The organism is Exiguobacterium sp. SH5S4 (assembly GCF_004337045.1).
In the GTDB taxonomy this organism is placed as follows: Bacteria; Bacillota; Bacilli; order Exiguobacteriales; family Exiguobacteriaceae; genus Exiguobacterium; species Exiguobacterium aurantiacum_A.
Genome location: NZ_SJUQ01000001.1, coordinates 1 through 26,661 on the forward strand (window position 1 = coordinate 1; position 26,661 = coordinate 26,661).

Consider the following 26,661-nt stretch of genomic DNA (forward strand, 5'->3'; position numbering starts at 1 on the left):
ACAGCGTCGCCCCGAGGGCACGCCGACTCCCGGGGGAACAGCGGGCAAGGCGAGACCCAGCAGCGACATCGTCGCGATGCGGCTCGCTGACCGCCCCCAGGAAAGCGGCGTGCCGGACAGGGCGGCTCGAAGGGCAATGAAAGCAGATGAGCGTCATCCCATCCGGGACGACGCTCATCTGCTTAAAATCATTTGAAGTTTTTCAGTGCCCTCTCTCGAATGCGAGGGCGTTTTTTTCATTGACCAAAACTTCAAGTGAAAACGCTATACAAAAGCTTCCAAGTGGACGATATAGTAGGTGATGAATTACACAGAGGAGGAACTCATAGTGAAAGTATTTAAAAACTTTACGACTCAACTGCTCGCCTGGATATTGGTCACATCGTTCATTACAGGCGGGGCGGTCGGGTTCATCACGCTTCAATTGACTGAGCTCGAACTAGCTAAAGGTCAGGTCATGCTCGTCGGGACGGCTGTGGCCTTGCTCATTTCAGTACTAGGTGGGGTCGTCATTTACTTGATCGCCCGTCGCCCGCTTAAAGCGATCGAGTTAGCGTCAGACAAGGCGGTCGAGGTCGGCAACGGCGACTTGACGGTCGTGTTCGCAAGTGAGACGACGAGCGACCGCTCGGAGATGGGACGTCTGCTTCTGTCGATGGACAACATGGTCGAACACCTGCGGGAACAAGGGACGAACATGCGCTATACGGCGGACCAATTGACGGGTTCCGCGCAAGAGATCGCGGCAGCGGTCCAAGAAGGCAACACGGCCGGCGAGAGTATCCGCTCGGCGATGAACGCCTTGAACAAGATGCTTGAAGATAACGTCAACGCGACATACAGCTCGATGGACCTGCTCGGTGCCGTCGCCCGGACGATGGAGAACATCCGTAAAGAGATGGGCTCGGCGCTCGAATCGGCGAGCGAGATGCAACAAGAAGCCGAGAGCGGGAAAGGTCTTGCTTCGACGTCAGTCGACGCGATGCATGCGATCGCTGGGAAAGTCGAACAGTCGTCGACACTCAATAGTCAATTGACGGAGAAGACAGGTGAGATCTCACGCATCACGGACGTCATCAGTGACATCTCGGCGCAGACGAACTTGCTCGCACTTAACGCGTCGATCGAGGCGGCACGGGCCGGTGAGCACGGACGCGGTTTCGCGGTCGTCGCAGCGGAAGTCAAAAAGCTCGCCGAACAGACGGCGAACTCGACGCAAGAGATCACAGATTTGATCGTCGACGTCAAACGTTTGGTTGGCGACACGTCGTCATCGATGGCGAACGTGAAAGCGGAAGTCGAGACGGGTGTCGGGCTCGTCGAGAAGGCGGGCGGTGCGTTCGCGACGATCCACAGTTCGGCGAACGAAGTGTACAGCCACGTCCATTCGGTCGATGCATTGCTTGATGAGTCACGTGGACAGATCGATTCGGTCGTCACAAACTCGGCCGGTATCGTTGGGATGGTCGAAGAAGCGTCACGCTACGCGACGGAAGTCACGTCGGCTGCTAGCCAACAGGCGGCGAGCCTCGGCGAAGTGAACGGTGCGATGACGGAGCTCGTCCGTGTCGCGGAGAGTTTGCAGAACGAGACGGAGCAAATGAAGACGGAAGTGTAATTCTTAAAGCGTATGCGAAATGCATGCGCTTTTTTGCTACACTACAGGTGGAGGGATGTCTCGTGAAAATTGATGTGGAAGCAGTCCTGTCACTCCCGGCGTATGCTGGGGCGACCGTCATCGCCGGTCGAAACGGGATGAACCGGGGCGTGAACAACGTCTCATTCATGGAAGTGCCTGATATTTTGCCATACGTCTCAAAAGGGAATTTATTGCTGACTACGTTTTATCCGATTGCGGGTAACGAAGTGGCGATGCAACAACTAGTTCCGCGATTGGCTGAAAAAGGACTGGCTGGTCTTGCGGTGAAAGTTGGCCGATACGTCACGGAAATCCCGGAAGTCATGATTGAGGCGGCCGACCGGAACGACTTTCCGCTCATCGTGCTGACGGAAGATGCGAATTTGTCTGAATTGAGCAACGCCGTCCTCGAAGTCTTGTTAGAAAAACAGAACTCGATTCTGAAGTTTCGAGATGAGATTCATCAACAGCTGATGCGATTACTACTGAACGGGGCCCATATCAATACGTTTGTCACCGTATTGTCCGGTATGATTCAAATGCCTGTTTTTTTATTTTCGGGATATGGGGAACTGCTCGCCCAGTCGGTTTCAGATGAGCCGTTCGAACGGGATGAGACCACGATGACGTTAGGGAACCGGACATTCGGTCTCGACGAAGTCATCCGGCAACCGATTCGGGTCGGTGAGGAACAGCTCGGGGAATTGATTGCTTTAGATGTCGCAGAAAAGCGAAATTCGAATATTCACGTCGCGATGGAGCAGGCGTCGATTTTACTCGCACTCGATTTTCAACGAGAACGTGCCATCGTTCAGCAAGAACGTAATTATTTAGATGCTTTTTTACGAGATATTTTAAACGGAAGGTTCCGGAGCGAAGAGGAAGTCATCCGACGCGCCAATACATTCAATTGGGAATTGACGTTGCCTCTCGGTATGATTGCCGTCGAGCGAAAAGCTTCGCTCGCATTCTCGGGAAATGAAACGATTGAGCGGTTCGAACGCTGGTTATCAGGACGGTTTGCCGAGCGAGATTTCGTACATAAAGTGATTTATTATGAGGACAGCTTGATTTGTTTCTTAAACAAACCGGAGAAAAAATCGCTTGCAGAAATCGGGAACTACATTTACGACCAAGCTGAACGAGCAGGGTACGATGTGATCATCACCTATTCGCGGATAGTCGACCATTTACGAGACGTGGCGAACGAGTATGAGCGATTGCGTCAAGCGTTACGAATTATGCGTTCGATCGATACCGAGCCTGTGCAATCCTATGATGCGCTCGGCGTCTACTCGATTCTGTTCGAGCTCCAGGATGAGACGTCGCTTCAAGAATTTGTGGAGAGTCGGATCGGTCCGATTTTAGGTGAAGAAGAGTTGTTGCGGACGTTGCTTATGCTGATTCGATGCCAAATGAACATTCAAAAAGCATCCCAACACTTATTCATACACTACAATACGTTGCGTTACCGTATCGAGCGGTTGAAAGATTTAGGGTTGGAATTAAACGACGGGGAAAAAATGAGCGAGTATTATGTGGCCTATCAAGCCCATCACTTGCTGAAAAGCCGTCTTTGAGACGAATGGTTGGCCATTTCATGGCGACGATTCGTCTTTTTGTTTGTACAATGTGTGACAGCAATCAAGTGGTAAGTAGGTAAACAAGCATGGTTGAGCCATTTCAAAGGCTATTATCAATAGTTGATAAAATGAAAGCGTTTCATTCGTGTTTTGTTGACAATGATTGATAAAAGCGTCGGTGTTACTTTAAGGGTGTACCAATAATTCGCGAATTTGCAGTCATCATTAAGAAATGAGGTCATGCCTATGGACTCACCATTTCGTATCAAATATTGGACAAGGGGAGATGTGGACGGATACTTCGGCCTATTCACCAACAATTTAACAAATCTACTCGTGATGGCGGGGTTGCTTCATCTTGCCATCGGTCTGCCGGTCGCCCTCGTATACGGTAAAATATTGCCCGCTGTCGGATTGTCCATTTTTGTCAGCAGTCTATTTTATACGTATATGGCCGTTCGTCTGGCCAAGGCGGAACAGCGGACGGATGTCACAGCGCTACCGACCGGCGTCAGCGTCCCGCACATGTTCTTGATCGTCTTTTTGATCATGGGTCCCGTGTACTGGAAGACACAAGACCCGTACCTCGCCTGGACGACCGGTCTCGTCTGGTGCTTCGTTAACGGCCTGATCGCAATGAGTGGTTCGCTGATTGGCCCGAAGATTCGGGAATGGCTACCTCGTCCTGCGATGCTCGGGACACTGACCGGGGTGTCGCTCACCTTTATCGCGATGGCACCCGCGATGGATACGTGGGATGTACCGTATATCGGACTCGTGTCACTTAGCATCATCCTGCTCGGTTGGTTCGGGAAAGTGAAGATGCCGTTCCGCCTTCCGGTCGGACTCGTCGCCATCGTTGTCGGTACGTTGATTGGTTGGGTGAGCGGGGTGATGGATGTGCGCGAGGTGAGCGAGTCGCTCGCAGCGGTCAATTTGTCGGCACCGACCTTTTCGCTCACGCGTCTTCTCGATGGATGGTCGGTCGCCCTTCCGTTTCTCGCCTCGGCTGTGCCGCTTGGTATCTATAACTTCATGGAAACGATCGATAATCTTGAGAGCGCGGAAGTCGCTGGTGACAAATACCCGACGCGGCAAGCACTCGTGTTCGACGCCACGTCGACACTCGTTGCGAGCTCGTTTGGAAGCCCGTTTCCGATTGCGGTTTATATCGGCCACGCCGGATGGAAAGAAGCGGGGGCACGGCTTGGCTATTCGTGGATGACTGGTGTGACGATGCTCGTCTTGACCTGGTTTGGCATCGTTTCCGTGTTATACGCCATCATCCCAGTCGTCGCGATTTTACCGATCCTAATCTATATCGGTCTTATCATCGGTGCCCAGGCGTTCCAGGAGACGAGCCCACGCTACGCCCCGGCCATCATTTTGGCCATCATTCCTTGGGTGGCGAACTGGGGGCACAACATCGTCAATACGTCGTTGAACGCGGCCGGAACAGATGCGTCGACCGTCGGTTACGCTTCGATTCTCGCGGCTGGTCTCAACTATGAAGGAATGGCGGCACTCGGTGCGGGTGCGATTCTTGTCAGCGTGCTGTGGGCAAGTATCCTCGTCTTTATCATCGACCGAGATTTCGCGAAGGCTGCATTCACGAGCCTCATCGCGGCAATCCTTGCCTTCTTCGGGATCATCCATGAGGAAACGGTCGGCTTCGCTGTCAACAACGGAATGGCCCTCAGTTATGTCATCATCGGAGTGCTGTTTCACATCGTCGGAAAAAATAAATCAACCCATCAACTAGGAGGACTTAACAATGAACACGACAACCGAAATGATCATGCAAGCTAAACCCTATGAATTTACGTTCCGCTCTGAGTCGACGGCACTCGTCTTGATTGATATGCAACGCGATTTTTGTGCACCGGGTGGATTCGGTGAAAAACTCGGAAACGATATCACCCTCACCCAATCGATCATTCCACAGACGCAGCGTGTCCTCGAGGCGGCACGTGCCGCCGGCATGACCGTCATCCATACGCGTGAAGGACATGTGCCGGACTTGTCGGACTGCCCGCCAAGCAAATTGAATCGCGGGAAAAAGCAAGGCGCTGGCATCGGTGATGAAGGTCCGATGGGACGTATCCTCGTCCGCGGCGAATACGGGCATGACATCGTCGATGAGTTGAAACCACTGGATGGAGAGACGATCATCGACAAACCCGGAAAAGGTGCTTTCTACAATACAGAACTTGACGACGTGTTGAAGCAAAAGGGGATCACCCATCTCCTCGTCGGCGGTGTGACGACACACGTGTGTGTGCAGACGACCATCCGGGAAGCGAACGACCGTGGTTACGAGTGTCTGTTGCTTGAAGACTGTTCGGCAGCGTTTGACCCGAAAGACCACGAGGACTCGATTCGCATGATTCACCAACAAGGGGGCATCTTCGGCTGGACGGCACCGTCTAGTGAATTCTTGAACGCGATTGGAGGAGGAGACCATGAATGACCGACACGTCACCCCATGGTTCGTGAAAGGGGATTTGAACGGCTTCTTCGGTTTATTCAGTAACGTGCTCACGAACTTGTTGGCGGCGATCGGGTTACTCGTGTTCGCCATCAACATGCCGGGCGATATCGTCTACGGAAAAATCGTACCGGCAACGGCTGTCGCGGTCGGGCTTGGCGGGATCATTCTCGCTATCCAGGCTCGTCGCCTATCGCAACGGGAAGGCCGTGACAACGTCACGGCGATGCCATACGGGATTAGTGTCCCGCACTATTTTGTCGTCGCCTTCGCCGTCATGTTGCCAGTCTACGTTCAAACGAATGACTGGATGATCGCCTGGGCGGTCGGGGTCGCCTGGAATATCGTCCAAGGACTCATCATGACACTCGGTGCGTTCATCGGACCGTTCATTCAAAAGTATATTCCGCGCTCGGCGATGCTTGCGTCGCTCGCGGGGATCGCGCTCACCTACATCGCTATGAACCCGCTCGGCCAAGTGTACACGACACCTTACATCGGTCTGTTGACACTCGTCATCGTCCTCGCCGGATGGCTCGCCCACAAGCGGCTCCCGGGAAATATGCCGGCCGGTCTCATGGCGATCGCGGTCGGGATGGTGCTCGCTTGGGCGACCGGATACATGGACTTCAATGAGGTCCGCACAGCCGCAGCCGGGTTCTCGGTCGCATTCCCGTCCATTTTCGGATTTGATTTGCTCGCAGAAGGATTCGCCTTGCTCGCACCATTCTTGCCGGCTGCGATCCCGCTCGCGATCTATGACTTCCTAGAGAGCCTCGACAATATCGAAAGTGCCTCGGCGGACGGGGACCATTATCCGACGACCGTAACGATGCTCGTTCCAGGTTTGCTCACACTTGTCGGCGCCGTACTCGGAAGCGTCTACCCGATGATTATCTATATCGGCCATCCAGGTTGGAAGAAAGCCGGGGCACGTGTCGGGTATTCGCTCGCGACCGGGGTCGGGGTCATGTTCCTCGCCTTCCTCGGGTTGCTCCCGCTCGTCTTGTCCGTCATTCCGCTCGTCGCATTGCTGCCGATTCTCGTCTACATCGCGATGGTCATCGGGGCACAAGCGTTCGGGGAGACGGAGAAACGGCATATCCCGGCGCTCATTATCGCACTCATGCCGTTCGTCGCCAGCTATATCATCACCCAAATCAACAATACGCTCGGCGCCATCGGGACATCGGCTCAAGAAGTCGGCTATGCGACACTCGCCGCGAACGGCATCCCTTATCTCGGATGGCGGACGCTCGGCTCGGCAGACATTTTGGTATCGATGCTCCTCGCGACGATCGTCATCTATATTATCGATAAGAAGTTCCGCCTCGCCGCGGTCTACGCAGGGATTGCCGCACTCCTTTCCTTCTTCGGCATCATCCATAGTGCTGAAATTGGGATTGGCGTCGGGATGGATGTGACCATCGGCTACCTCGTCGCAGCAGCGGGTCTCGTCGGACTCAGTTACTATCGGGCGAGTGAGGACCAAGTTGTAGAGCAAGAGAAGGTGTCATAATGTTGCGGCTCGAGGGGGGGCGTCGAGATGAAGCGCTTGATATCGTTCGGTTGAACGGTCAAGTCGGCTATGTACACAGTGTCTTTCAAAACGTGTTGAACATCGAGTTGTTCGAGGGCGATCGCTTGATTGCCATCTCTACGCCACGGCGTCCACTCGCGCCAGACATGATTCAACTGAATCAGATGATTGATTTTCGAACGGTCGCACCTGATATCGGCAACCGGGTCACCTTTGGAGAAGTACTCGCCTTTGAGAACGGAATACAGGTGTCGCTTGAGGCGACACCTGTCAACCTTCTCGTCAAGACTTGCGAGTTCGACGATGCCTCAATCGATAGACTCTACACGTTTCTCGTGACGTATGGGAAAGCAGGCGGAATGCTCCGTCCTTATCAGAAAATGATGGAGGGTACGGCGACCGGCCACTGGAACGCGGAAGAACGATTCATCGATCAGGTTATGCAGGAAGGCCGTCTCGAACGATTAATCGGGCTCGGGCCTGGACTCACGCCCGCAGGTGACGATTTCGTGAGCGGTAAAATACTCGGAGACCAGATACTCGGGAGAGTACCTGAACTTGGATGGGGCGCGCTGCTTGAGAGTCGGGATAAGACGACGCGTGTCAGCTATCACATGTTGCGTCACGCCTATCATGGACGGACGAATGAAGCAGTACTTACTTTTTTTGAACAATTGACAGATGCAGCCATGCAGGAAGCGGCAAAACGTGTGCTTGAGATCGGCTCCACGTCAGGTACCGATTTTTTAACGGGCGTCCACGCCGCACTCATCGAACAAAGGAGTGGGAAACTTGGATCATCAAACGATCATAAAGAAGAGAACATATCATGATTCGGTGACGCTCATGTCACTCGCAGGTAAATTGAAGAAACGAGACGGGGTCGAGGAAGTCATCGTTTCGATGGCGACTCCGATGAACAAAGAATTGCTTGAAAACGTTGGACTCATGACAGAAGAGGCGAGCACGGCGACGGACGCCGACTTGATTATCGCGTGCCGGGCTGAGGCGGACGTTCTGCCATCGATCCTCGCAGAAGTCGATGAGGCGCTTGGTGCTAAAAAGACAGCGACGAAACGAAACGGGAAAACGAGTGTGACGACTTTCGGCGCGGCGCTCGACATGAGTCCGGACGCGAACCTCGCGGTCATCTCGGTACCCGGTGAGTTCGCAGCACGTGAAACGCGACGGGCGCTCGAACAAGGGCTCCACGTCATGTTGTTCAGTGACAACGTCTCGGTCGAAGATGAGCGCGACTTGAAGACATACGCCGCGGGAAAAGGACTGTTCGTCATGGGACCGGACTGTGGCACGGCGATGATCAACGGGACCGGCCTCTGTTTCGCCAACGACGTGAAGCGAGGTGGCATCGGGATGGTCGCTGCCTCTGGCACGGGACTCCAAGAAGTGATGGTCCAAGTCGACCGTCTCGGCTACGGTGTGTCGCAAGCGATCGGTACAGGGGGACGTGACTTGTCGAGTCACATCGGTGGCATCATGATGCGGCAAGGCATCGACGCATTGCTCGCGGACGAGTCGACGGACGTGCTCGTCGTCATTTCGAAACCACCTGCGCCAGAAGTCGAACAGATGATTCTTGAGCGGGTCGCTCGTGCGACGAAACCGGTCGTGCTCTGTCTCCTTGACGGGAAAGCGCCCGCTGATTTGCCGGAACATGTGACGTTCACGACGACGTTGTTCGAGGCGGCGCTCGCCGCAGCCCGGACGTATGACTCGAATCTTGAAGTGGAGCTCGTCTCAGACGAGGCATTGACATGGAGCCGTGTCGTACACCGGACACAAGGGACGGAGCGATTCATTCGTGGTCTGTTCTGTGGAGGGACGCTCACGGCCGAGGCACTGTCGATTTTACGGGACCGGGTCAGCCCGCTCACGAGTAACGTCGCGAAACGGACAGAAGAAAAAATGCCAGACGTCTTCACGAGCACGGGCCATACGTTCGTCGACCTCGGGGATGACGCGTTCACGGTCGGTAAGCCTCACCCGATGATTGAACCGGCGCTCCGGAACGGTCGTATCTTACAAGAAGCGGCTGATCCGACGTGCGGGGTACTCTTACTCGATTTCGAGCTCGGGTATGGGTCACACGACGATCCGGTCGGCGAGACGCTTGAAACGTTGAAAGCAGCACAGAACATCGCAAAGCGTGACGGGCGCATTTTACCGATTGTGACGTACATTTGCGGCACGGAGACAGATAAACAAGGATATGCCGATCAGAAGCGCCGTCTTGAACAGGTTGGTGCGTACGTCGCCCGAAGTAACGCGGAGGCGGTCGAAATCGCTTGTACCATTGTCAAAAAAGGAGTGGAGATCCATGGCTAACTTGTTTGATTCAACGTTACACGCAATTAATATCGGTGCGTCTACGTTCTCAAAAGACATCGATCGTCAAGGGACGGATGTCGTTCAATATGACTGGTCACCGCCTGCCGGCGGGGACATTTCGCTGCTTGCCGTCCTCGATCAACTGAACACGAGCGAGACAGACGAAAAGAATGCCGAGGCCGTCGCGAAGATCAAAGCGGCGCATCCGATGCTCGTCGGCATCAATCATGCCCGCTATGAGATTCCAGGGATGCACGCGCATCTCATCTTGCACGCCGGGCCGCCCGTCGAATGGTGTGATATGTGCGGACCGATGCAAGGTGCGGTCATCGGGGCCCTCTTATATGAAGGTCTAGCGACGACAGAAGCCGAGGCACGTGAACTCGCGGCGTCTGGTGACATCGAATTCGCCCCGTGTCACGAGCATGACGCCGTTGGACCGATGGCCGGGGTTATCTCGCCGTCGATGCCGGTTCACATCATTGAAAATGTTACCGATGGCAACAGGGCCTACTGCACGGTCAATGAAGGACTTGGTAAAGTGCTCCGCTTCGGGGCATTCTCGGATGATGTGCTCGAGCGATTACGGTGGATCGAGAAAGTGTATATGCCGGCGTTGCAAAAAGCGCTCGATGTCTCGGGAGCGGTCGACCTTCGTGCCTTGATCGCCCAAGCGCTCCATATGGGAGACGAGTGCCACAACCGCAACAAGGCGGCGACGAGTTTGTTCTTACGGGACATGTTACCGGCATTCCTTGCGGCGGACATGACGGACGACGTCCGGAAACAAGCGCTCGCGTTCATTCAAAAGAACGAGCATTACTTCCTCAACTTGTCGATGCCGGCAGCCAAGGCGTCGCTTGAGGCCGGGCACGGCATCAAAGGATCGACGATTGTCACGGCGATGGCCCGGAACGGCGTCGATTTCGGCATTCGCGTGAGCGGGCTCGACGGTTGGTTCACGGCACCGGCGAACTATGTCGAAGGACTGCTGTTCCCAGGTTATACAGTCGAAGATGCGGCACCGGACCTTGGCGACAGTGCCATCACCGAGACGCTTGGGATTGGTGGGTTTGCCATGGGCGGGGCACCGGCCATCGTCCAGTTCGTCGGCGGGGCCGTCGAGGACGCGCTCGATTATTCGCGGGCGATGTATACGATCACAGAGGACGAGAACAACACGTACTCGATCCCGACGCTCGATTTCCGTGGCACACCGCTCGGGATCGATGTTCGAAAAGTCATCGAGACGGGTGTGCTTCCGGTCATCAATACCGGGATGGCACACCGTGAGGCTGGAATCGGTCAAGTCGGGGCCGGCATCGTCCATCCGCCGCTCGGTTGTTTCACAAAAGCGTTGAAAGCCTATTCAGAGGAGGTCAGCCATGTCTAACGTACTGATTGCATTAGGTGGGAACGCGCTCGGTAACAACCCGGCCGAGCAGCTTGAACTGGTCCGGGAAGCGGCGCGCTCGATCGTCGATTTAATTGAAGTGGGGCACGGGGTCATCGTCGCGCACGGGAACGGTCCTCAAGTCGGAATGATCCATCAGGCGTTCGACGAAGCCGATCAGCTTCCGGACGTCCCGATGGCGGAAGCCGTGGCGATGAGCCAAGGGTACATCGGGTATCATTTGCAGCAAGCGCTTCGCGAAGAGTTGCGTCAGCGAAATATCGACAAAGCAGTCGCCTCGATTGTGACGCAGACCGTCGTCGCCGCAGAAGATCCCGCCTTCTCCAATCCAACGAAGCCGATTGGGCAGTTTTATTCGAAAGATGAAGCAGGTCGGTTTGAGAAACGAGGCATGGTCTTTGTCGAGGACGCTGGACGTGGTTACCGACGCGTCATCCCATCGCCTGAACCGATAGAAGTTGTTGAAATCGAAGTGATTCGAACACTCGTTGCGGCTGGTCATATCGTCATCGCTGGCGGTGGAGGCGGCATTCCGGTCATTGAACAAGAGGGACGACTCGTCGGAGTCGATGCGGTCATCGATAAAGACCGGGTGAGTGAACTGCTGGCACGCGAGCTCGACGTCGACATCTTATTCATCCTGACGGCCGTCGATCAAGTCGCCGTCGATTTTGGGAAGCCGACGCAGCGTGGACTCGATATGTTGTCGGTGGAAGAAGCGCGGACGCACATTCGTGACGGGCAGTTCCCGCCCGGTAGCATGTTACCGAAAGTGGAAGCGGCACTCGCTTTCGTGACATCTCGTTTCGGACGCGAAGCGATCATCACGTCGCTCGAGCGAGCGGGTGAGGCGATTCATGGAAAGACGGGGACAAAGTTTGTGGATGAAGCTAGAACAGCTGTGAAGTGAGGAGGAGCGGTCCAGTGATGGGTCGCTTTTCTGTTTAATTTAAAAATAATAATCAAAACGTGTAACTTTTTTTTGAAAAGACTAAACAGAATCGAGATGACTCCGATATAGAGGATGGAAACGCAAAAACGTTGCCAACTAATATAAGGTAAGGGGCCGGCCTAAACCTTGTATGCTCGGACAAATGGATTTGGAAGAGCGGAAAAAACTTAAACCTATGGAGGGAAATTACAATGATTATTAACAATAACATGAACGCAATGAACGCACACCGTAACATGTCTTTCAACACAACACAGACTGGTAAATCGATGGAGAAACTTTCTTCAGGTCTTCGTATCAACCGTGCTGGCGATGACGCTGCTGGTCTTGCGATTTCTGAGAAAATGCGTGGGCAAATTCGCGGTCTTGATCAAGCGACACGTAACTCACAAGACTCAATTTCATTGATTCAAACTGCTGAAGGTGCTTTGAATGAAACACATTCAATCCTTCAACGTATGCGTGAATTAGCTGTTCAATCAGGAAACGATACAAACACAGTGGATGATAGAAATGAAATTCAAAAAGAAATTTCACAATTAACTTCTGAAGTTGATCGCATTTCGGCAACGACAGAATTTAACACTAAAAAGCTATTGAATGGTGAGTCTGGTAGTAAAGCAAACTTTGGTTCTAATGCCAACGTGTTGATGGCTTCAGCTAGTGAGGAAGCAGCAGCGGGAACATACACAGTTGCTACAACTGTAGCAGCTGAACAAGCAACTACTGATGGCGGCACGTTCACAGATGCTGCAATTACTGCAGGTTTAGATGGCGCACAAACAGTAAAAATTAACAACCAAAACATTAACTTTAACGCTGTTTCTGGTGATGCTGAAGCGACTGCTACAAACTTCATTAATGCACTTAACAGTGCTAATGTTGGTTTGACTGCAAACGGAGACGCAGCTACTACTGGTATTGATTTAAACTCATTGAAATACGGTTCTGATCAATCAATCACTATTGAAGCAAGCGCAATTACTGCTGCTATGGGATTGACTGCAGATGCAACAACAGATACTTCAGATATCGGAGTTGATGTAGCTGGTACAATCAACGGTGTTGCTGCTAGCGGAAAAGGTACTACATTGACAGGTAGTGGAGCGGCTACTGGTGTTTCAGTTACACTCACTAACACTTCTGCCTCTGCTGCTGCTGGAGCACGGGGAGACGTAGTTGTAACCCAAAATGCTTTGACTGCTCAAATTGGAGCAAATGCTGATCAAAATATTTCTATCAGTATCTCAAGCATGTCTTCATCAGACTTGGGAATCGCTGGTTTAGATCTAACTTCACAGTCAGGTGCTAACTCTGCTATTACTCTTGTTGACAATGCAATCAAGTCAGTTTCTGGAGAACGTTCAAAACTTGGTTCTGTGCAAAACCGTCTCGAGCACACAATTAACAACTTGAGTGTTGGAGCTGAAAACCTCCAAGCTGCTGAATCACGTGTACGTGACGTGGATATGGCGAAAGAGATGATGAGCTTTACGAAGAACAACATCCTCAACCAAGCTGCACAAGCAATGATGGCTCAATCTAAATCTCAACCAGAAGCTGTTCTTCAACTTCTTCGGTAAGATTTTACGGGCGTCTTATCTGGTAACGGATAAGAGTACCACTGGGTGAATTGCTGGAACTCCTTAGAGCCCTCCTTACGACAACGTGACTGGAAACGGTGAGCGTGAACGTTTTGAAAAAAGGAAGGGATTGGACAATCAGCAGCCAAGCATCTGTCAGGAAACTGTGATGAAGGTTCAACGACTAGGATGTACGACCTACCGACTTACAGTCCATGGTTATGAGATCCGTACCTCGTAAACGGCGAGGGAAGTGCCCAGCCCTTATTTTACAATAATTAATGATTTTATATTAATATTGTAAAAGGGTGAAGATATAGTCTGGTCCATATTGAAAAATATGGGGAACTGCAAGCAAACCAACAGCCGCAAGCTGTACTTCAATTGCTCCGTTAATATAGCAATTGATTATTTAAAAGTTATACTAAAAACCGTGGAGCTTATGCTTCACGGTTTTTCACGTCTTGCCATTTATAGACGACCGACCAGTATGTGCGATTCAAGCGCCGGGCAATCTCACGGTCAGTGACTCCTTGGTGTTTCCATTCAATCAATAAAGTGATTTCTTCACTTGAATATGGACGGGCTGGGATTGATACCCGGACGGTGTAATCGGGATGTGAGATTTTGTAGTGAGCGATTTCTGAAGCTAAGCGCGTCCCCCAATCCAATTTATATGCAAAGTCTGGCAACTCAGTCAGATAAGACTTCAACACATCAAGAATGTGAAATGTATCGGTGACTTTAGTTGTTTTAAGATAATAGCCCGTCCCGCTCGGCGTACCTGACGTCCGGACATTGATGTTAAAGCGTTCAAATAAGAAAACTGCCAATCGCTCTAACTGTTCTTTGGAGAAAGCTTGTAAGTACAAGGCGATGTGTGGTGTGAATTGAATTTCCTTTTTGTTGTGGTTGAACCGTTTGCTCAATAGTAGGGAACCGTCATCAAGATAGAGCGTAAGCAGAAATGAAGGGTGACGAATGTCTTCGAGCAATTCGAACGGAATCAGTTTTTTATTGTTTGGATAGAATAATGGAAACAGTTTCGTCATGAGTGGAATCGAACGAGATACCAGGTTGTTGCCGCGTAAATACAATAAATCTGGAAGTCTTTGTTGCTTCCACTCTCGGTAACTCAGTTGTCCCATACTGAAATGTTCGCGGTAGCTGTTATTCACGCGTCGATCATACACGTAGCATTTCGTGATTTCCCCATCCCCTAAAATACTCGCGACTAATATGGCGACTTGCTCCTCTGACAGTCCTTCCCAGTCCATCGATGCTCTCTCCTTTACGAATTGGTAGCCGTAATTTATTTATTCCCGTTTTGAATAGCGGACCGGTTTCAATAATTGACTAGCTTGAATCAACTTTTTGATTGACAAGTCGATATATACACTGAGAGCAGGTGTACAGATGATTAACGAATTACAGATACAACTACATGCAATCCAGATTGAACAAAAACGATTGAGGGAAGTTGAGGACGTCTTGCGGACGATGCGTTCAATCGCGATTGAGGCGACACAATGTGCGGATAAGAGGCGATTACAATTGAATGAGCAATTTCAGGAACTACAAGCACACCTGGCCTATTTAGAACGTGAAAAGCAGGAACCATTTCAGCAAATCACTACAAACTGATGGCGAATGAACCGATAAAGTCTATGAGAACAATTATAAGAGGAGCAGAAGCTTATGAACCCGACCATCTCTGAAGTCCGGCTTCACCTACCTTCTTCTGTACTGCCGTATGAGCAAACGAAAAACGTGTTCGTCGAAGCGAACCATGCTCGCCTTGCCGACGAAGGCATCGTCATTCTTCCGACGCCTCAACACGTCACGAAGTTAGAGGCGGCCGTCGAGAAGGCTAACATTGTATTAGAACAACAGCGTACCGGCTTAAAGTTTATGAAACACGAGAAATTGAACGACTACTATATTCAAATCGTGGATACGAACAACGAAGTCATCCGCGAGATTCCAAGCAAGAAGTCACTCGACTTCTTCGCAGCGTTCATGGAGTTCAATCAACTGTTCGATGAACGTGTTTAAAGGAGGCTAACTATGACATCACCAATCCGATTTGGCGGACTCGCCAGTGGAATTGATACCGATACAATCATTAAGCAATTGATGCAAGTTGAACGGGTACCGGTCGACAAGCTTGAGCAAAAGAAACAAACGACCGAATGGAAACGTGATGCGTATCGCGAAATCAACCGTTCGCTGATGACACTACGTAACAGTGCGGTTGACCTTACGTTCAGTCGTAACTTCTATGCGAAGACGTCAAGTTCTTCAGATGTATCGAAAATCAGTGTGACTGCAGGACCTTCTAGCGGGAACAGTGCGCTTCGCGTAGACTCGGTGACGCAACTCGCAACGTCAGCGACGACGATTTTAAGCGCAACTGACAAAAATGGTGCCACATTGACAAGTACGACAAAGCTCTCAGATATGAACGGATTTGTCGCCGGCCAAAAACGCGTCATTCAAGAGACGGCTGGAACGGAATTGTCTCTTCCGAAAGATATGGACTTGGCGGCAATGACATTTAGAGATGCTACAGGAACTGCATTGAATAAAGCTGATTTTAATTATGATGCGACAACTGGTAAATTAACGGCTACGAATACGACAATGTATCCAGGTGGGGTTATCCCCAAAGGAGTTGCTGCTGAATATATCTCTGGCACCGGTTTTGAGGTGCAATACAAATCATCGATGACCGGTACCTACAAGAAGATTGAGTTGAGCGCGAATGCAACGGTACAAGAATTGATGAGTAAATTGAATGAGAGAGATACGGGATTATCGGCATTCTTCGAATCGTCGACCGGTAAAATTTCACTTTCAACGAAAGAGACTGGTGCGAATGCCACGATTGACTTCGATTCAAGTTTTAAAACAGCTTTCTCGGTAGGGACGACGAACCCGATTGGTCAAAACGCTCAGTTCAAAGTGAACGGAATTGATGTAGAACGAGCTTCAAACACTGCCACCATCGATAATATGACGCTCACATTGAAATCGACTTTTGCGTCAACGGATGGTGCCGTCACACTCTCTGCTGCAACCGACACACAAAAAATCTTCGACAACATTAAAGGGTTCGTCGATAAATATAATGAAACAATCGACTTGATGAACAAGAAGGTTCGTGAAGATAAGTTTCGCTCGTTTGCGCCGCTGACAAAAGCGCAACGTGATGAACTGTCTGAAGACGAAATCAAGAAATGGGAAGAAAAAGCGATGAGTGGGATGCTGCGTGGCGATACGATTGTTCGTGGTGCGATGGACACAATGCGGAGTAAATGGTCTAGTACGTCGTCTTCATCGAATGATGATGCGATGAAGCAACTGTTCCAAATCGGTCTCTCGACCGGTTCCGACTTCACGAACGGCGGGAAGATTGAGCTGAACGAAGAGAAACTCAAAGCCGCGATTGAGAAAGACCCGGAGCAAGTCTACCAACTATTCACAAACGAAACGAACGGACTACTTCCACAAATTCGTGACGCTGCTGTGAATTCACGAGCGATCATCACTCGTATTGCTGGAGTCGATGGTGCCGGAGCCCCAACATACTCAATGGGCCGAGAGATGACAGCCATCGATACACGCATCGAACGATTGAACGACTTACTCATTAGTAAAGAAAACGCCTACTATCGTCGCTTCGCAGCGATGGAGACAGCGATGAACCAAGCGAACTCACAAGCAGCATCGTTGCAACAGTTTCTAGGCGGAGGCATGTAAGAGGAGGAATTTAAATGGTAGCCAACCCATACGCAGCATATCAAAACAATGCGGTCACGACTGCGAACCCACAGGAACTCACGCTCATGCTGTACGACGGGGCGCTCAAGTTCACGCGTCTCGCTAAACTCGCGCTCGAGCAAGGCAATCCCGACTTGAAGAACACGAACATCCAAAAGACGCAAGCAATCTTCCAAGAGCTTCGTCTGACGCTCAATAAAGACATCGCCATCTCGGCGAACTTGGACTCGCTCTACGAATACTTGTGGCGCCGTCTCGTCGACGCGAACGTCAAGAACGACACGACGATCCTCGACGAAGTGCTCGACTTCACGACCGAACTCCGCGATACGTGGAAGGAAGCGATGAAACTCGCGAAACAAGGATGAGACCGATCGATGAGATCATTCTCAAGACGCAACGGCTAAAAGATCTGCTCGCGCAAGTGCCAGAAGAGCCGACGTACGACACATGGATGGACCAGATCCATGAACTGCTTGACGACCGCGAACAGCTGCTGTCGGCGCATGGCCCTGACTTAGAAGCGGCCGATCAGACGGTCATCCGTCAGCTCGTCGACGACAGTCAAAAGATCGCCCGCTTGATCGAAGCTGAGCATCAACGGCTCGGAATGACGCTCGGGACGACGCGGCAAGAGCGGAAGACGGTCAAGTCGTACGTCGACCCGTACGAGGACGTCGATTCAAACTTTTCTGGACTATTCGACCAGCAGACATAAACGAGCTTGGGGATGCCCCAGGCTCGTTTTGTGTTCAGTCTGTTTTGATAGGTTTTCGATTCCTTAAAAATTTTGAGATAAAAAATGTCGTGGCAAATAAGAAGAGCCCTGTCAAATTAAACTGTATGTAGACGTGAAGTAAGTCTTGAAGTGAGTTCAACGGATAGAAGCCGCTCAACAAGGCAGTCGGTAATACGGTCACATGCATCGCGCCATAATGGGCGAGAATCTGTTTCGAGAAGCGCCAATCGTGGATTTGGTAAATGATGCTCGTCAGTCCGAGGAAAAAGGCGATCACTCCATAAAACAGAAAACTACGAGCCGCGCTGTCGTCGCCGTCCAAGTTCTGCCATAGGGCAAGGGTGGGAAAGCCTGCAAGCAGTACACTGCCTCGAATCAATCCTGTTTCGAATAACATACGTCCAGCCCCTTCGCTTATTTATACGGAAAAAGTCGCATAAACGTTTCAACGAATGACGAGGATGCGTTCATGTCTGTTTTATTGTAATATCGGGTAAATACCACTATACCCGTTGCTTCTGTTCTGGAAAGAGGAGGGAAACGAGATGAGTGAGAAAAAGGTAAAGCCTAAGTCATCGAAAGATCGTCGTTACTTCGTCTACGGTCCAGAAGGGGCGTACGATGAATACGTGGAACGGGACCCGAAACTCGAGGCGTACGTCGAGGACGATGCGCCGATCGAGGAGAATCCTGACCCGTATGAAGAGGAAGACTTAAAAGCTCGAGGATAGATGTCAAGACCAAACAAGGCTCAATCGCGAGCCTTGTTTTTTATTGTGATGGGGTATGGACCTGTTACTTTTTATTGCCAAGGTCAGGCGGATGAATCCGTTATGCTCGTTGTATCAACCACAACTCGTCAACTTAAAAGGAGAGATTTTGAATGAACATGAAACGATACGGATTCCTATTTGCCTTGCCACTCGCGTTACTCGTCGGCTGTGGGGAGGCGGACGAATTGAAAACGACGGCAACCGATACGGAAGAAGTCGCGGTAGCAGAAGAGGCGAAAGAATCCGCTGTACAAGAAGAAATGGAAACGAAAGATGAGGCTGAAGTGCAAGACAGTGAGCTCGGGACGAACACGATCTACATGAAGAACAAAGCGCTCGACATTCAAGAGACGATTGCTTCACTGACGTTTACCATCGATAAAGTGCAGACGTCACGGCTCCAAGTCGCAGAAGCATACCGTGATTCGTTCGACGGCCAAGACGAGGTGACGGTCGTCGCCGTCAATGCCATCGTTGAAAACACGGTCGATGATACGGTCAGTTTCCACCCGAACCAAGCGACGCTCGTCACGAACACAGGAGAACAAGTGACGGCCGACATGTGGTTCTCGGATGACGTCGGCGGCGAGTTCCTCGGTAAAGTGAAGAAGGAAGGGAACGTGCTCTTCTTCGTCAAGGCGTTGCCGGAAGAGTTGACCGAATTGAAACTTGTCGTCGATGGACCATTCGATGCGGACTATGCGCAACTTGCAGAGGACCGCTATGAATACACGATTGATGTGACGAAATGAGCATGGCGTGCCGAGCATTGACTCGGTACGCTTTTCGTATTCATAAAAAGATTGCGTTCACGGGAATGGCCGTGAGTAAGATGTGGACCGTTTTTATAAAGAAGTGTGCCGGCTGTCTGCTTGCCTATGCGAAGGAGGGCGTCTTCCTGATGATGACGGTCACGGTGTTGGGTTTTTTGACTTTCACACTATTGAAAAACCCGCTACAAACGTCGATAGCGACTGCTTGCAGCGAGCGGATTCCTTCTTTTTGGGTTGTTCACCAAACCCGAGCGACGTGAAGCGTAGCCTCATCTTCGGACGTCCGGTTTCATATAAAAGAATAACCACCAAAACGCACTGATGAACATAGTCCGCTGCAGTAGCCCCATGTAGTCCGGTACCAGCCACATGCAAAGTGGGATGATGACGGCGATGGCGGCCAACAGAAAGCCGGCGACGCGTTGCCGGCCGTGACTCATGAACCCGTGCCCCGCCGCGAGGAGTGTGAACGTAAAACCGGTCGCATTCGCGAAGACGGAATGCATCTGGTCATGAAACAGATCGACCGGGACGCCGTCCATCAACGGCGCGTGATGAAAGATGCCGGTCAACAACAGGCTGGCCCCAAACAACGCCCCGAACACTTGGTGATAGCGGACGCGTGTGGTGACCGTGACGAGCACCGCCATGACCCCGAGAGCGATGAAGGTGACGTTCATGACCCAAGCATGCGGAGAGGATTGGGCACCGAGGTGGCTCGTCGTATTGCTGACGAGCGAGTAGCCGTCAAAACTGAACAACGGGAGCACGGTCGATACGACGAGAAAGGTGAGAAAGACGAGTCGTGCCGCCATGTCAGCGTTGATGCGGGAGCGGAATCGTCAACACGCTCCAGGTCTCTCCGGCGAATATCTTCGCCAAGTAGACGATCTGGCCGACGTGATAGCTGTAGTGGGAGACTTGCTTCTCGATCGCCCAGATGACGCTCTTCTCCTCGCCACGGATGAACACGGTCTTGCCGATGTCGTCCGGTGTGAGGCTCGCCAAGACGTCATCAAGCAGTTGCCAACGCTCGTCCCACGTTGCCATCAGCTCGGTGCGGGACAACTGTTGATCCTCGAACTCGGCGTCGCGGTTTCGGTCCGGTTTCTCCCCGTCCGTCGTCAAGAAGTCGGTCCAACGTGATAACATATTATTCGAGATATGTTGCACGATGACGGCGAGCGAGAGCGTGTCCGGTGCGAGCACGCGATGCAAGTCGTCGTCGCTCACTTGATTGAGCGCGCTTTCTGCGAGCTGTTTCTGTTCTTGGAAGATGCTTCGTACTTCGGTTAGGTAACGTTGTTCAAACATGTGACGTCCTCCTTTTCATTCATATAAACAATACCCCGAAAAATCTTCGGTAAAAACAATAGTAAAATAACGAAATGCGATTTATAATGGAGTAGAATCGTGCAAGACGCCACCGCGTGATCGGTTCTTGGATGCCCTGTTTAGGTTTTGTCGCGAGTCAGATCGCGCGTATCTCCTTTCGGTTTGGGGGTTCATCCGTTAAGAGGGTCGATCGCGTTTGTCCGTGAGTGGATGAGCGCGGTTTTTTTGTATGCGAAAAGGGAAAGCCGCGGCTTTCCCTTTTAGGCGTGCTCGGCCCGAAAGTCTTCCCAATGATCCTTCGCTTGCGTCCGGATCCGTTCTGATACTTCCTTGCTGCCGAGCAAGATTCCGTACCAGCGCCGGGCGTCCTCGTACAGACCGAGTGCGGCCGACAAGTCGGCGATCCGCAACATGAGCTGGTCGTACGGCAGTCCGGTCCGGATCTGGTCGGTATACACTTCCTGTACCTCGTTGTACTTGTCGAGCGTCCGCTGCATCCATTCCTTCTCGGCCGCCCCGTTCCCGATCAAGCGGTTCATCCAGACGAGACGCATCCCGAGCATGGCGACGACGGACGGCTTCTGTCCGCTCAGCTGCGCCGTCATGACGGCGAACTTGTACAGTTGGATGACGTGCTCGGGCGTGCGGTCACCTTGGAGAGTCTCCGGGTTGATCCGGGACAAATAGTTCGTCTCGAGCGCCTCACGGTTGTTTTTGCGGACTTTATCGAACGAGTCATGGAAGACGAGGTGGCAATGGCTACAGACGGCTGGCTCATACAAGTACGGGTTCTCGCCGTCATACGTCGTATAGCCGTCCTTCGCGACTTCTTGCGGCCGGATGTGGCGCGACAAGATGCGTGGTGTCACGCTTTCCTTTAAACAGTACGGGCATTTCACTTTTTTCGAAAACAAATGTTCAGCCATACGTCACCTCACACGTACACGTTGACGAGAAGTCCGCGGATCTCACCGACTTGGTCGAGGAGCGACAGACGTGACGCTTCCCCTGAGATGACCTGGTCCGTCAGTGCGAGCAGTTTCTGGTCGACCTGCTCGACGATCTTATAGATCTTGGCTCGGCCCCGGCGGTTGAACCCGCGTTTGTCTTCGAGGCTGAGCGCCGCGTCAACGGCGTCTTTCATAAAGTCTTTGATCAATCGTTTATATTCGGTGAGCGACTCGACCGTCTGGCTCTCGGCGAGGAGCTCACCTTGATCGTGAATGGCCGCGATTTGGCGCTGGAAGCGCTCGTATTCGCGATCTTCCCGTTTTTGTCCAATCACGTTCTGGAACGAGACGCCGGGTTCCGCGTCAGGACGCTTGGCTTTGCCCGCGCCGTGAAGCGACTGGGTCTCCATAATTCGACGAATGTCCATCAGGCCTCGTCCTTTCTGTAAGTTAGTTCAATAATTGTAACACGCCTTGCGGCAACGCGTTCGACTGGGCGATCATCGCCATGCCGGACTGGTTCAAGATGTTGAGGCGGGCGAAGTCCATCATCTCACGGGCCATGTCGGCGTCGCGGATGCGTGACTCGGACGCGGTCAAGTTCTCTGAACCGATCGTGACGACACCGACGTTCGCTTCTAAACGGTTTTGAATGGCCCCGAGCTTCGAGCGTTCGAGGGAGACGTCGTTGATGGCTTTATCGAACTTGGCGATGGCGTCGCTCGCACCGGTTTGCGTCATGACGTCGAGCCCGTCGATGCCGAGCGCTTCCGCGCGCATATCGGCGACGTTCAAGACGATGCCTTCACCGCTGCCGGCCCCGAGTTGGAAGAAGAGTGTCTCGTTCCCTTCGATATAGTCGCCGTTCATGATCTTCTTCGAGTTGAACTCGGTCGTCTCGGCGATACGGCTCACTTCTTCTGTGAGCGCGTTGATCTCTTCTTGGATCGCTTTCGCATCGTCTGGGCTCAACGTCCCGTTCGCCGCTTGGACCGACAGTTCGCGCATGCGCTGCAGGAGCGAGTGCGTCTCGTTCATGCCGCCTTCGAGCGTCTGCGTGAGCGAGATGCCGTCGAGTGTGTTGCGCTCGGCCATCGACAATGAGTCGAGCCGCATCCGCATCTTCTCAGAGATGGCGAGCCCGGCCGCGTCGTCCGAAGCTTTGTTGATGCGGACGCCGCTCGAGAGGCGGTCCATCGTCTTCTTCATCGTCGTCTGGTTGAGCGACAGCGACGTATAGGCTTTCAACGCTTGAATGTTATTGGTAATTTTCATAACGGTTTCCTCCTACGTGTGCGGGTTGGAGCCGGGCCTTTTCGATGGCCTCGTCCCACGTCATCTCTAAGTTGGTCGCGAGCGAGTGGAGCTCTTCGATTTTACCTAAGTCTTGTTCGATCAGCGCCTCGAGGCTGCCTTTCGCCATATACAAATACAATTCCTCGAGCTGGGCCGAGATGATGCCGCCGCCGTCATGAAGTCCTTGGTACAGTTTAGCGAGCAGTTCGCGCGCTTGGCGCAGATGACGGTTGCGCTCGGCGATCGTCGCGCTCAGCGCGGTCTCGTAATGGTAGGTGAGCGCGTGGAGCATCGCTTGCGTCAACTCCTCCGGGCTCATTTCATATAATCGGTTCGAATTCATGATTGTTCTCCTTTGATCGAGTCAAGTTCTTCTATTAAAAGCAACACTTCGGCCATGACGTCATATAGTTCCGGCGGGATGGCATCCCCGAGGTCAAGGTCGAGCAGGTGGCCGAGGAGCGAATGGTCGTGCTCGATGGCCACACCGCGCGAGCGTGCCTCTTCCAAAATCTTGTCGGCGACGGCACCTGTGCCGCGGGCGACGATGATCGGGGCCCGGTCGGTCGTCTCGTCATAACGGACGACGGCGGCCGTCTTACGTTTCGTCAAATCCATGCGTTGATACATAAGGGCCTCCTAGATTCTAAAGTCATAGCCGGTCGTCTGTGTGCGCTCTGGTTCGACTTCGACTTTCTCGGCTTTCGTCAGCGGGCGGAACTGGGTCGTCACGCTCCGGTAGCCGATCGCTTCGAGCGTCGTCTCGATCTTGCCGAGCAGCGATCGCGCGATCCGTTCGACCGTCGGGTCATCATGTTCGAGCGTGAGCCGGAGGTTGCGGTCGAGCGCTTCGACTTTCACGCCGATCTCGCCTAAGCGAGGTGTCTCGAGCCGGATGTAGAGGACACTGTTCTCCCAATCGACGACGTCGCCGGTTTCCCGGTTTTGGATGTGGACGTGGATGCCGGTGTCGATCTCCTGGACTTTCGCCGGCAGGGCGAGCAGGAGCTGATGGAGCTGCCCGCCGTCGAGCCGGTTGATCGTCTGTTGGACTTGGAAGAACGAGGCGAGGCGCGCAGCTTCCGGTGATGCCGCTTCCGAACGAACCGACAAGGCCGATGCCTGAACGGCTTGTGACGTTTGTGCTTGCGCCTGTTGCGACGCGGTCTGGACGCGCTGCGCCGTCTCTTGGACGTGGCGGCCCGACAGGTTGGCGTCAAGGCGGAGCGGTGTCACGTGGACCTCACCAGCACGAGTGGCGCCATGCGAGATGTATTCGACGCGGACCTGGTTCGGCACGTAGCGGAACTCGTTCAACGCGGTGCGCACGTCTTTAATGAGGGCGGCACTCTCGGCAGGCTTCGTCGACAACAGTGACAAGGCGACGTCGAGCTTCGCCGTCATCGCGACGAGCGCTTTCTCTTGCCGAGCGTCGGTATGTAACAAGGCGTCCGTCTTTTGGATGAGCTGCGTCAGACGCGTCCCGACCGTCTCTAAGGCAGGGCGGGCCAAATGCGGCTTCGATTCGACGAGGGCCGCGACTTGTCCGAGCTGTTTCGTCACGGTCGCCTGTTCTGCGCGGAACGTGTTCGTCACGGCAGCGAGATGCGTCGTCACTTCCTTGACCACGACTTGACGTCCGCCTACGGGTGGCAAGGCTTCCCTCGGTTCGGGGCGGGCGGATGGCGTGGCCGGGAGTTCTTTGATCAGCCGGTCGACCGTCTCCGGTGTCGGTGTGACCCGTTCTGTGGCCGGACGCGACAAGTTGACGAGTTCGACGTAACGCTCTTTTTGCGGGTACGGTGCGTCCGGTGCCGGTACCTTCAGTTGACGTTTCGCTTCATCTAATGAAGCGACCGCGATGTCACGGGCGACGTCCGGTTTGACGACGGGGGCGTCCATCGTGCGCAAGAACAAGACGGCATCGCGCATGTCACCTTTGAAGACGGTCTCGAGCAAGCGGACCGTGTCCTCGTTCATAGGCAGGCGTCCCGATTGGATCAAGCGGCTGACGGCGCTCCGTACCTCGGGCGGGAGCGATGCGAGCAGCGCTTGGATTTTCGTATCGACTTTCGTCTCGGGTTTCGTCCCTGGCGCCGGTGCGTCCGCCGTCTCCGTTTCCGGTTTGACGACGACGGTCCCGAGCAACACCCCGTCCTCTTCGACGAGCGTCAGTTGGAACGGGTTCGTCTTCGGTAGCCCGTCCTTGAACGTGACCTCGACTTGTTCGCCGCCGACCTTGACGATGGCCGTGTCAGGACCGGTCTGCTTGACGATTTCAGCTTTATAGACGCGGTTCATCTGGACACCCGCGTTCGCGGCTACGGTTGTAGCGAGTTGCGCTTGGATTTGCATAGTTGTCACCTCGACCAATATATCGACCTCTTTTTCAAAAAGTGAAGCAAAATCCCCATAAAAAAACCTCCCGTCAAACGACGGAAGGCAGGTCAAGATTCGAGCGCAGGGCTCATGTTCAGTTGTTGGAACCGGGCGACCAATTCGCCGGTCGCTTTGATCTGGTTTTTTAAGACGTACGCGGTCGCGTTCGTCTGGATGCGGTGACCGTCTTTCGTGACGATCACGCCGTTCGGGGCACCCTCGACAGTCACGATGTCCCGAATGTGGGACCAGGCGTACCATTCGCAATCTTCACGTTTCGGTGATTTCGTCGGGAAGAAGACGAGTCCCGTCGTCGGTTCGATGACGACCGGCACTTTGCCTTTGACCCCGGCGACGCGTTTGGCGACGAAGATCCGTTCCTCGATCGAGCTGTTGTACTGGCGGCAAGAGAGCTGCAGCAACTGGTACGGCCGGAGCGGGGTCGAGATCTCGCTGCCGTCCTCGAGAATGATCCGCGATTGCTTCATCATGTCAAAGCAAGGCAGGATCGCCACGGTTCGCTTCGTGATGCGATATTTTTCCTCGGAATAGTAGGGGCGCATACGCTGCACCATCCTCCTCGTATTAGATTTTCAGGATCGGCCGATATTCAAAAAAGCACAAACCTAAATCATCCCTTCCATGATATATCACAAAAAATGTAAATTCAATAAGCCAATATGAAAAGTAGGGAAATATAATTCCAATGTAAGCCAAAAGACGATTCATTTACAAAATAGCAGAAAATGGTTGTATAGTGACCGAGAAGGTGGTAATATAGCTACTAGAGGGAAAGCCTCTGTATTCTTCAATGGTGAAAGGAATGGATTTGCACATGGTAGGTAAAGTAAAATGGTTTAACTCAGAAAAAGGTTTTGGTTTCATCGAGGTAGAAGGCGGCAAAGACGTTTTCGTACACTTCTCAGCAATCCAAACTGACGGCTACAAAGCTCTTGACGAAGGTCAAGAAGTTGAGTTTGAAATCGTAGATGGCGAACGCGGCCCACAAGCGGCTAACGTTGTAAAATTATAATTTCAAACCGTGAACCGGCTTCCTCGTGAAGTCGGTTTTTTGTTTTGTCTAC

The 26,661-nt window shown here is 52.6% G+C and carries 29 protein-coding genes; 18 read left to right on the forward strand and 11 right to left on the reverse strand.

All coding sequences use genetic code 11. The annotated features are described in order from the left end of the window. Positions 1-328 precede the first annotated feature (328 nt). From EVJ32_RS00005 to EVJ32_RS00050, 10 genes are all read left to right on the forward strand, one after another. Complete coding sequence (locus tag EVJ32_RS00005; RefSeq protein WP_131455757.1) at positions 329-1,618, forward strand: methyl-accepting chemotaxis protein; 1,290 nt, start codon at positions 329-331, stop codon at positions 1,616-1,618. Positions 1,619-1,680: 62 nt separating this feature from the next. Beyond that, positions 1,681-3,219, forward strand: coding sequence for a PucR family transcriptional regulator (locus EVJ32_RS00010; RefSeq protein ID WP_161568760.1), 1,539 nt, complete (start codon positions 1,681-1,683; stop codon positions 3,217-3,219). 249 nt (positions 3,220-3,468) lie between these two features. After that, the gene (locus EVJ32_RS00015; protein WP_201740677.1) at positions 3,469-5,031 is read left to right on the forward strand and encodes a xanthine permease; all 1,563 of its coding nucleotides are present in this window, start codon (positions 3,469-3,471) and stop codon (positions 5,029-5,031) included. After that, positions 4,997-5,692 carry a cysteine hydrolase family protein gene (locus EVJ32_RS00020; protein ID WP_131455760.1) on the forward strand — a complete coding sequence of 232 codons (696 nt, stop codon included), beginning with the start codon at positions 4,997-4,999 and terminating at the stop codon, positions 5,690-5,692. The genes EVJ32_RS00015 and EVJ32_RS00020 overlap by 35 nt, the downstream gene beginning before the upstream one ends. Continuing rightward, positions 5,685-7,229, forward strand: a complete 1,545-nt coding sequence (locus tag EVJ32_RS00025; RefSeq protein WP_131455761.1) for a xanthine permease — start codon at positions 5,685-5,687, stop codon at positions 7,227-7,229. The genes EVJ32_RS00020 and EVJ32_RS00025 overlap by 8 nt, the downstream gene beginning before the upstream one ends. Then, on the forward strand, positions 7,229-8,083 hold the full coding sequence (locus tag EVJ32_RS00030; RefSeq protein WP_131455762.1) for an oxamate carbamoyltransferase subunit AllH family protein: 855 nt from the start codon (positions 7,229-7,231) through the stop codon (positions 8,081-8,083). The genes EVJ32_RS00025 and EVJ32_RS00030 overlap by 1 nt, the downstream gene beginning before the upstream one ends. Next, positions 8,043-9,596, forward strand: a complete 1,554-nt coding sequence (gene fdrA, locus EVJ32_RS00035; protein WP_131455763.1) for an acyl-CoA synthetase FdrA — start codon at positions 8,043-8,045, stop codon at positions 9,594-9,596. Before EVJ32_RS00030 ends, fdrA begins: the two co-directional genes overlap by 41 nt. Further along, entirely contained in the window at positions 9,589-10,992 is a 1,404-nt protein-coding gene (locus EVJ32_RS00040; RefSeq protein ID WP_131455764.1) for a YlbE family protein, read from the forward strand. Before fdrA ends, EVJ32_RS00040 begins: the two co-directional genes overlap by 8 nt. Beyond that, positions 10,985-11,923, forward strand: coding sequence for a carbamate kinase (arcC, locus tag EVJ32_RS00045; RefSeq protein WP_131455765.1), 939 nt, complete (start codon positions 10,985-10,987; stop codon positions 11,921-11,923). The genes EVJ32_RS00040 and arcC overlap by 8 nt, the downstream gene beginning before the upstream one ends. Before the next feature lie 233 nt (positions 11,924-12,156). Beyond that, a complete protein-coding gene (locus tag EVJ32_RS00050; protein WP_131455767.1) occupies positions 12,157-13,548 on the forward strand; it encodes a flagellin N-terminal helical domain-containing protein in 1,392 nt (463 codons plus the stop codon). A gap of 440 nt (positions 13,549-13,988) precedes the next feature. On the opposite strand, the gene EVJ32_RS00055 is transcribed toward EVJ32_RS00050, so the two are convergent. Then, on the reverse strand, positions 13,989-14,825 hold the full coding sequence (locus EVJ32_RS00055; RefSeq protein ID WP_131455769.1) for an endonuclease: 837 nt from the start codon (positions 14,823-14,825) through the stop codon (positions 13,989-13,991). A 139-nt stretch (positions 14,826-14,964) separates the two neighbouring features. Here EVJ32_RS00055 and EVJ32_RS00060 point away from each other — a divergent pair, with 139 nt between their 5' ends. The 5 genes from EVJ32_RS00060 to EVJ32_RS00080 are packed head-to-tail and all read left to right on the forward strand — an operon-like array spanning position 14,965 to position 18,049. Further along, complete coding sequence (locus tag EVJ32_RS00060; protein ID WP_131455771.1) at positions 14,965-15,192, forward strand: hypothetical protein; 228 nt, start codon at positions 14,965-14,967, stop codon at positions 15,190-15,192. A 54-nt stretch (positions 15,193-15,246) separates the two neighbouring features. Continuing rightward, the gene (locus EVJ32_RS00065) at positions 15,247-15,603 is read left to right on the forward strand and encodes a flagellar protein FlaG (protein WP_131455773.1); all 357 of its coding nucleotides are present in this window, start codon (positions 15,247-15,249) and stop codon (positions 15,601-15,603) included. Between the two features lie 12 nt (positions 15,604-15,615). Continuing rightward, a complete protein-coding gene (gene fliD / locus EVJ32_RS00070) occupies positions 15,616-17,310 on the forward strand; it encodes a flagellar filament capping protein FliD (protein ID WP_131455775.1) in 1,695 nt (564 codons plus the stop codon). Between the two features lie 14 nt (positions 17,311-17,324). Next, complete coding sequence (gene fliS / locus EVJ32_RS00075) at positions 17,325-17,699, forward strand: flagellar export chaperone FliS (protein ID WP_114165847.1); 375 nt, start codon at positions 17,325-17,327, stop codon at positions 17,697-17,699. Then, positions 17,696-18,049, forward strand: a complete 354-nt coding sequence (locus EVJ32_RS00080; protein WP_070328660.1) for a flagellar protein FliT — start codon at positions 17,696-17,698, stop codon at positions 18,047-18,049. Before fliS ends, EVJ32_RS00080 begins: the two co-directional genes overlap by 4 nt. A gap of 34 nt (positions 18,050-18,083) precedes the next feature. On the opposite strand, the gene EVJ32_RS00085 is transcribed toward EVJ32_RS00080, so the two are convergent. Next, positions 18,084-18,467 (reverse strand): DUF3021 family protein, encoded by a 384-nt coding sequence (locus EVJ32_RS00085; RefSeq protein ID WP_131455777.1) that lies wholly within the window; start codon positions 18,465-18,467, stop codon positions 18,084-18,086. 148 nt (positions 18,468-18,615) lie between these two features. On the opposite strand from EVJ32_RS00085, the gene EVJ32_RS00090 reads away from it, so the two are divergent. Beyond that, positions 18,616-18,801 carry a hypothetical protein gene (locus tag EVJ32_RS00090; RefSeq protein ID WP_016508670.1) on the forward strand — a complete coding sequence of 62 codons (186 nt, stop codon included), beginning with the start codon at positions 18,616-18,618 and terminating at the stop codon, positions 18,799-18,801. Positions 18,802-18,953: 152 nt separating this feature from the next. Beyond that, the gene (locus tag EVJ32_RS00095) at positions 18,954-19,595 is read left to right on the forward strand and encodes a DUF4352 domain-containing protein (RefSeq protein ID WP_131455780.1); all 642 of its coding nucleotides are present in this window, start codon (positions 18,954-18,956) and stop codon (positions 19,593-19,595) included. 290 nt (positions 19,596-19,885) lie between these two features. Here EVJ32_RS00095 and EVJ32_RS00100 read toward each other — a convergent pair whose 3' ends face one another. The 9 genes from EVJ32_RS00100 to EVJ32_RS00140 form a co-directional block, all read right to left on the reverse strand. Further along, positions 19,886-20,431, reverse strand: coding sequence for a DUF998 domain-containing protein (locus tag EVJ32_RS00100; RefSeq protein WP_131455782.1), 546 nt, complete (start codon positions 20,429-20,431; stop codon positions 19,886-19,888). A gap of 1 nt (position 20,432) precedes the next feature. Beyond that, on the reverse strand, positions 20,433-20,930 hold the full coding sequence (locus EVJ32_RS00105; RefSeq protein ID WP_131455784.1) for a DUF1572 family protein: 498 nt from the start codon (positions 20,928-20,930) through the stop codon (positions 20,433-20,435). A 281-nt stretch (positions 20,931-21,211) separates the two neighbouring features. Next, positions 21,212-21,877, reverse strand: a complete 666-nt coding sequence (locus EVJ32_RS00110; protein WP_131455786.1) for a DUF2225 domain-containing protein — start codon at positions 21,875-21,877, stop codon at positions 21,212-21,214. A gap of 8 nt (positions 21,878-21,885) precedes the next feature. Beyond that, a complete protein-coding gene (locus EVJ32_RS00115) occupies positions 21,886-22,329 on the reverse strand; it encodes a YaaR family protein (RefSeq protein ID WP_016508634.1) in 444 nt (147 codons plus the stop codon). Between the two features lie 22 nt (positions 22,330-22,351). Then, entirely contained in the window at positions 22,352-23,176 is an 825-nt protein-coding gene (locus EVJ32_RS00120) for a flagellin N-terminal helical domain-containing protein (protein ID WP_131455788.1), read from the reverse strand. Next, on the reverse strand, positions 23,160-23,540 hold the full coding sequence (locus EVJ32_RS00125) for a flagellar export chaperone FliS (protein ID WP_131455790.1): 381 nt from the start codon (positions 23,538-23,540) through the stop codon (positions 23,160-23,162). Before EVJ32_RS00125 ends, EVJ32_RS00120 begins: the two co-directional genes overlap by 17 nt. Then, positions 23,537-23,827, reverse strand: a complete 291-nt coding sequence (locus EVJ32_RS00130) for an EscU/YscU/HrcU family type III secretion system export apparatus switch protein (RefSeq protein WP_071397988.1) — start codon at positions 23,825-23,827, stop codon at positions 23,537-23,539. Before EVJ32_RS00130 ends, EVJ32_RS00125 begins: the two co-directional genes overlap by 4 nt. Before the next feature lie 9 nt (positions 23,828-23,836). Next, a complete protein-coding gene (locus EVJ32_RS00135) occupies positions 23,837-25,552 on the reverse strand; it encodes a hypothetical protein (RefSeq protein WP_236639456.1) in 1,716 nt (571 codons plus the stop codon). A gap of 92 nt (positions 25,553-25,644) precedes the next feature. After that, positions 25,645-26,139 (reverse strand): competence protein ComK, encoded by a 495-nt coding sequence (locus EVJ32_RS00140; protein WP_070328670.1) that lies wholly within the window; start codon positions 26,137-26,139, stop codon positions 25,645-25,647. Between the two features lie 272 nt (positions 26,140-26,411). Between EVJ32_RS00140 and cspD the strand changes: the two genes are divergently transcribed. Continuing rightward, the gene (gene cspD / locus EVJ32_RS00145) at positions 26,412-26,609 is read left to right on the forward strand and encodes a cold-shock protein CspD (RefSeq protein ID WP_035386012.1); all 198 of its coding nucleotides are present in this window, start codon (positions 26,412-26,414) and stop codon (positions 26,607-26,609) included. Positions 26,610-26,661 lie beyond the last annotated feature (52 nt).